The organism is Arthrobacter sp. GCM10027362, assembly GCF_042679445.1.
Taxonomy (GTDB): Bacteria; Actinomycetota; Actinomycetes; order Actinomycetales; family Micrococcaceae; genus Crystallibacter.
Map to the genome: position 1 here is coordinate 1 of NZ_JBHTML010000237.1, position 5118 is coordinate 5118.

Consider the following 5118-nt stretch of genomic DNA (forward strand, 5'->3'; position numbering starts at 1 on the left):
CCGGGTCAGGGGTGTCACAGCCCTTCCGGTCCGCGCTGCGATGCCGTCGCGGAGATACCACCAACGGCCACGCCCTTCGATGCCTCAATGAGAGTCATTGTCCGCATCCACCTTGTTATGTACGGTGGATCTGGATGGCCGATTCTCCGCGAAATGAGGATCGCCATGGCAAATGCTAGTGAGAGCGTTGAAGCCGACATGCCGGTCAGTGAAACTTACGAGCAATGGACACGTTTCGAATACGCCCCGGAGTTCATGCCCGGGGTTCTTTTCGTGCAGATCGGTGGGGCTTGGCAGCGGTTTAAGGCCCGTATGGAAAGCGGGTCCTCTGGGTAGGGACGGGCAGGATCATTTCTGTCTTTGCCTCCATCACACCAAGGGTGCCGGCGCGGTGCCTGGCCAGTTGGAAGGAACTCCGGTGGATCACGATATTCAGAGCCATATCAAGCAGCTGATCGAGGAAGAACAAAAGCTGCGGGAGCCGGTTATCAGCGACACGGATGAGGCGGCAGCGCGGGCAGGGAAGCTGAGGCGTCTCGAGGAGGAACTGGACCAGTGTTGGGATCTGCTGCGTCAGCGGCGTGCCAAAATCCATGCAGGCGAGGATCCGTCCGAGGCGGAGGTACGGCCGGTTCAGGAAGTGGAGGACTACCGGCAGTAGCGGGCCTGCCCGCACGAGATCCCTTTCGGACTGTGCATGTTTGCCCCGGGCGCTGGATCCGATTCTGCATAGGATAGGCAGCGCATGAGATAAGCGGCACGGCAGGGGCGGCCGGCCCCTGCGGTTCGAACGACAGGTCGGATGAATCCGGCACTGCCTGGTGCCGTCAAGGACCCGGGCGACAGGAACCGCTCCTGCCGGCCGGGTCCTTTTCCATTACTGCGCTGCAGAGGTCCGGGCCTGGTCTTCATACACGGTGGTTTGCGCAGGGAGGCGGTGGTCTTCAGGATCAGCCATTGCCGGGGCGGGGAAGACCCGCTGCGGTGGCTTCCGGACATCTTTCTGGGAGCGATCACAGCCAAGCCAAGGCGACAGCTGGTACTACGACACCCTGCAGGAATTCTGATCCTTGAAAGCAAGGCGCCGGAATCGCTTTAAAAACGAAGGCCCGAAATCCAGTCGCCCGGCTCGGGTCAAGGGCCTTCTTCCCGGTCCATCACAATGGCGCGCAATCTCAGGCTAGGGAGTGCCTACGGCCAACGGCAAGCCACGGGCTGAAGGAACGCGGCACTTTCGCCGCCCCGGGTCACGAACCAGCCACCCGAGGTAGTCGGTGACGTTGCACACATCTGCATGCAGCGCGTGGGGCAAGGCCCGGGCCGGTCCCCCGCAGCGATCAGCACCGCCGGTTAGCCGCCGGGTTCCATGGTCAGGATCCACGCGGTAACCGGTGATTATGTGTCTTTTATCATGTGCCTTGGCCGGGCTTCAGCCGCTGTTCTGGGCGTTGAAACGAAACGCCTTGAGGGTTCACTTTCACGTGGGCCGGACGAAACAACGGAAAGCCGGTGAGCCAGTCCCCGACACGCGAGGTTGGGCCCTGACTGATCCACAGACACCCTCAGGCGAGATCATCGCCCGTTAGCCCAGGTTTGAATCAGCCTGCCCGCAGAGGGCCTTGATGGTGCGCTCAACGGTTGGGATGATGTGGCGGGGGTGGCCGGGCTTTCCGGGCAGCCTTCAGGTACATGTCGATGTCATCTTCAATGCCGCGGACGTCGTCCTCCGTCATCGGCTCCTCCCAGGAGGTGATGGTGCCGTCGGGCTTCCTGCAGCTGATCCTGACCATCTCGGTCCGCACCCCCGTCGGCTCACGCCGGATGTTCCCCGGCCCGGCAAACCAGGCAGCTACCGCACCTTAATCGGCTTCAAACAGTTCGATCCATCCCTCCGGACGGGCCGCCTCAGGGTACTCTTCCCACATGCTAACCACCTTTGTGCTGCGTAACGGAGAACGGCCCGGGCAGGAACACCGTCCCATCCGGGCCGTTGCGAAGCTGCCGGTTTACGGGAAATAGCAGCTGGACGTGGTGCGCTTCGGGCACCCGAACTGATGCTTTTTCGGCTTGCCGGCGGTGTACTTCGAGTATCCGGTAGGGGTGAAGGCGGCCGCGTACCGGCTGTAGTAGATGTTGTTCACCAGCGTCTCGCCGTACATCAGGGCGGTGGTGATGTCGTGGCAGATGCCGCCGTACTCGCACCAGCCGTCATATTCATCGACCGCTAGCACCGAAAAACGTCGGCTCCCCGGTAGGCTCAGCGGCTTCCACTTCGGCCGGCACCTTAACCGGTTTGAAGGAATTGACCTTCTTTCCCTTGGCGTCCTTGATGGTCATGCCCTTGCCGATGCAGACCCATTGCTGGATCTTCTGTTCGGGCGCCAGGTCGACGCGTGGCTGCCGGCCGGGCTTGGCAGTCGGTGACGACGAAACCGGCTCTTCACAATCGGGGGTGTAGTTGGGGTCTGAATCCGCCGGTCTCGAGCAGGCATCTGGCGATGTAGTTGGTGAGGTTGCGGAACCGAGGGCGGAGCCGCGGAGGTGTTCGAGGCGGCCGTTGATGGCTTCGGTTGGACCGTTGGAGGTTCCGGGTCGGTCGAAGCAGGCCAGGATGTCGGCGGCCCGCTTCTTCAGCGTCCTCCCCGAGGTGATGCTCTCGGTAAGTGCTGCCGGGACGCCGCTGCTGACTGCCTTGATCAGGTTGGCCATCGACTCACGGCCACGACGCCGGTCGGCTTCACGGTATGCGGCTACCAGACGTTGGTAGATCCCCCAGGTGGCCTCTACCTCGGCATGCGCGTCGGTAGCGAACAGGCCTTCCAGGCGCTGCCGTTGTTTGTCGGTGAGCAGGTCGGCTCCGGTGTGCAGCGTCCGTCGCGCCGCATACAGCGGGTAGCCCTTGCGGCCACGGTGCCCATGGATGGTCTGCTGGACCCGGCGACGGCACTTATCGAGTGCCTCACCAGCCAGCCGGGCGACATGGAACGGGTCCATCACCGTGGTCGCATCCGGGAGCTCCTCAGCGGTGGCGGTCTTGAACCCGGTGAACCCGTCCATCGCAACCACCTCCACAGCGTCGCGCCACGAGTCGGACCGTTCGGCGAGCCAGGTCCTAAACGCTCTTTCGGAGCGGTCTTCGACCATATCCAGCAGCCTGGCTGGGCCGGTGCCATCCCGGACCGGGGTGAGGTCGATGATCACAGTGACGTAATTGTCGCCGCGGCGGGGGTGCCGCCAGCAATGTTCATCGACCCCGTTCACAGCCACGCCATCGAACCGGCCGGGGGCGATCAGCAATCGTCTGCCTTCGGCCAGGACGGCATCGTTGGCGGTGTTCCACGACACCGCCAGCCCCTCGGCGACCCGGGCGACGGTGAGGTGCTGGCACACGATGCCTTCCAGAGCCCGCCGCAGTCCGCGGCGCGACAGCTTCCCCCGCGGCTCCGCCGCCAAAGACGTATCCGGCCGCCACACGCGACCGCAGCCGGTGCACCGGTAGCGACGGACCGTGACTTCCAGAGTGGTCGGACGCCAACCCAGCGGCTCGTGCGCCGACCGACGCGTCACGGTGTCCCGCGGTGCTCCCTCAAAGCCGCACAGGCGACACCACTGGTCGGGCCCGGTGACCCGGCAAGCCAGCACCGCACGAGCGGATTCGACGCGCTGACCCGTCACTTCGAGCCCGAAATCCTCGAGCCGGCAGAAAGTGGTCAGGTCAGGCCGAGGTCTCCTGAATGAGGCGTTGAGAACTTTCATCCTCGGGAGGCCCCGGTACCTATCCCGACATCGACGCGCCGGCCAGCACTACACCCTCAACTGCGAAGAGCCACGAAACCGCAGTCCAGCCGGGCCAGTTCCGTGGCGGCCATTGCCGGGACTAGCCCTGGTGCGGTCAGAACGCTCAAGGTCAGGCCAGTATGGCGTTTCTGAATAGTCCTCGCAGAAATCCGGAGCTATTAGTAAGGCGCGAACTGCGGTGGCCGGTCGGAATACGCCCCGGTAGACACATATGATCCGAGAATCCGTTTAGGTCGAAGATTTAATCATCTCGGCATGTCTCCTGGTGCTGAATCGGCATCAACTGCCCGCCCCTTGGATGAATCTGTATGCTGCTCCATGCCGCTGACCGCCACGGCAGCTCGTGGCGTTAACGGCCCAGGTCCCGGTCCGGCCGTTCCTTCCCGACCAAGAGGCGGGTCCAGGGGGTGCGGGCCGGCGATGTGGTGCCCCGGAAGAATCGGGTTTGTGGGGAAGCCTTGGGCTAGGAGCCGTTGCATTTTGCATCCCTGCACCCAAGGTCCTGGCCCGCTGGGCCGCGAGCTGCTGCGCGGTTTCCTGCTGGCGCCCGTGCACGGTTTTTGGCTGGCCCGGGCCCGGCCCGGGGGTTTTCTGCCGGCCCCTGCTCGAGCCCAAAGTGCTTCTCCAGCGCGGTGGCAGCGCTCTGCGCCGCCCTGAAGTCCTGGCGGGCGTGCCAGACCTGACCAGTGTCGCTGACCCGGCCGACGACGATGATGTGGTCGACTTCGTGGTGCACCATCACCCTGGGGTGGTCCTTGTAGCCCATGCGTTCGGCCATGATCGTGCCCGCGTCCCACCACTGCTATCGCTGAGCCGCCGGTCCCCCGGGGCGCCGTGCAGGGACACCTGCGTTGCTGGGCGGGGCGGGAACCGGTCTGCGGGATCCCGCAGTTGCGCCGCGTTCGAACCGGCTTGGGCGCAGCAGAGGTGTGCAGTGCAGGCGCGGGTTGACGGGGTCCGGGGCTTGAGAAATACGGAATCCGTCGGTGCCGTCAGGTGGAGTTGCGCGGGGGTGGGAGGGCGTGTATTGTATTTCGAGTCGCTGCTGCTGAAGCAGGTGAACGGCGGCGAAAATCCTTGAACTTTTCCCTTCGGTCCGGGCCCTGGGCGCGGCCTGCGGGGGTTCGGGCCGTGCGGTTGGCGCGGCCGGCCATTGGGCCGGTTTGCGCGGCGGACGCGGTTCGGGTAAGTTTGAAAAGTTGCTCCGGTGCGGGGCGGCCGGCCTGCGGGCCGGGCGTGTTGGCCGGATGCTCCTGTTGTTTGAGAACTCAATAGTGTGCCATGTTTGTTGATACCGGTTTTTTTTGATCGGTTGAACTG

General features: G+C 64.1%; 4 protein-coding genes and 3 pseudogenes. 2 read left to right on the plus strand and 5 right to left on the minus strand.

Annotation, left to right across the window (positions count from 1 at the left end; all coding sequences use genetic code 11):
• Positions 1–336: pseudogene (locus ACFQ36_RS20550) on the plus strand (hypothetical protein); the annotation flags it as partial.
• An 82-nt stretch (positions 337–418) separates the two neighbouring features.
• Positions 419–661: a DUF2630 family protein gene (locus ACFQ36_RS20555; RefSeq protein ID WP_377017055.1), complete on the plus strand. Its 243-nt coding sequence runs from the start codon at positions 419–421 to the stop codon at positions 659–661.
• A gap of 970 nt (positions 662–1631) precedes the next feature.
• Here the strand turns inward: ACFQ36_RS20555 and ACFQ36_RS20560 are convergent.
• The 5 genes and pseudogenes from ACFQ36_RS20560 to ACFQ36_RS20580 form a co-directional block, all read right to left on the minus strand.
• Positions 1632–1802 (minus strand): DUF5956 family protein, encoded by a 171-nt coding sequence (locus tag ACFQ36_RS20560; protein WP_377017057.1) that lies wholly within the window; start codon positions 1800–1802, stop codon positions 1632–1634.
• A gap of 204 nt (positions 1803–2006) precedes the next feature.
• Entirely contained in the window at positions 2007–2231 is a 225-nt protein-coding gene (locus ACFQ36_RS20565; RefSeq protein ID WP_377017059.1) for a hypothetical protein, read from the minus strand.
• Positions 2215–2337 carry a hypothetical protein gene (locus ACFQ36_RS20570; protein ID WP_377017061.1) on the minus strand — a complete coding sequence of 41 codons (123 nt, stop codon included), beginning with the start codon at positions 2335–2337 and terminating at the stop codon, positions 2215–2217. The genes ACFQ36_RS20565 and ACFQ36_RS20570 overlap by 17 nt, the downstream gene beginning before the upstream one ends.
• Before the next feature lie 103 nt (positions 2338–2440).
• Positions 2441–3756: pseudogene (locus tag ACFQ36_RS20575) on the minus strand (ISL3 family transposase).
• 505 nt (positions 3757–4261) lie between these two features.
• Positions 4262–4585, minus strand: a pseudogene (locus ACFQ36_RS20580) (hypothetical protein); the annotation flags it as partial.
• Positions 4586–5118 lie beyond the last annotated feature (533 nt).

Excerpts from the sequence above, each read along its gene's own strand:
- ACFQ36_RS20570 (WP_377017061.1), bottom strand. The coding sequence starts at position 2,337 with ATGACCATCAAGGACGCCAAGGGAAAGAAGGTCAATTCCTTCAAACCG.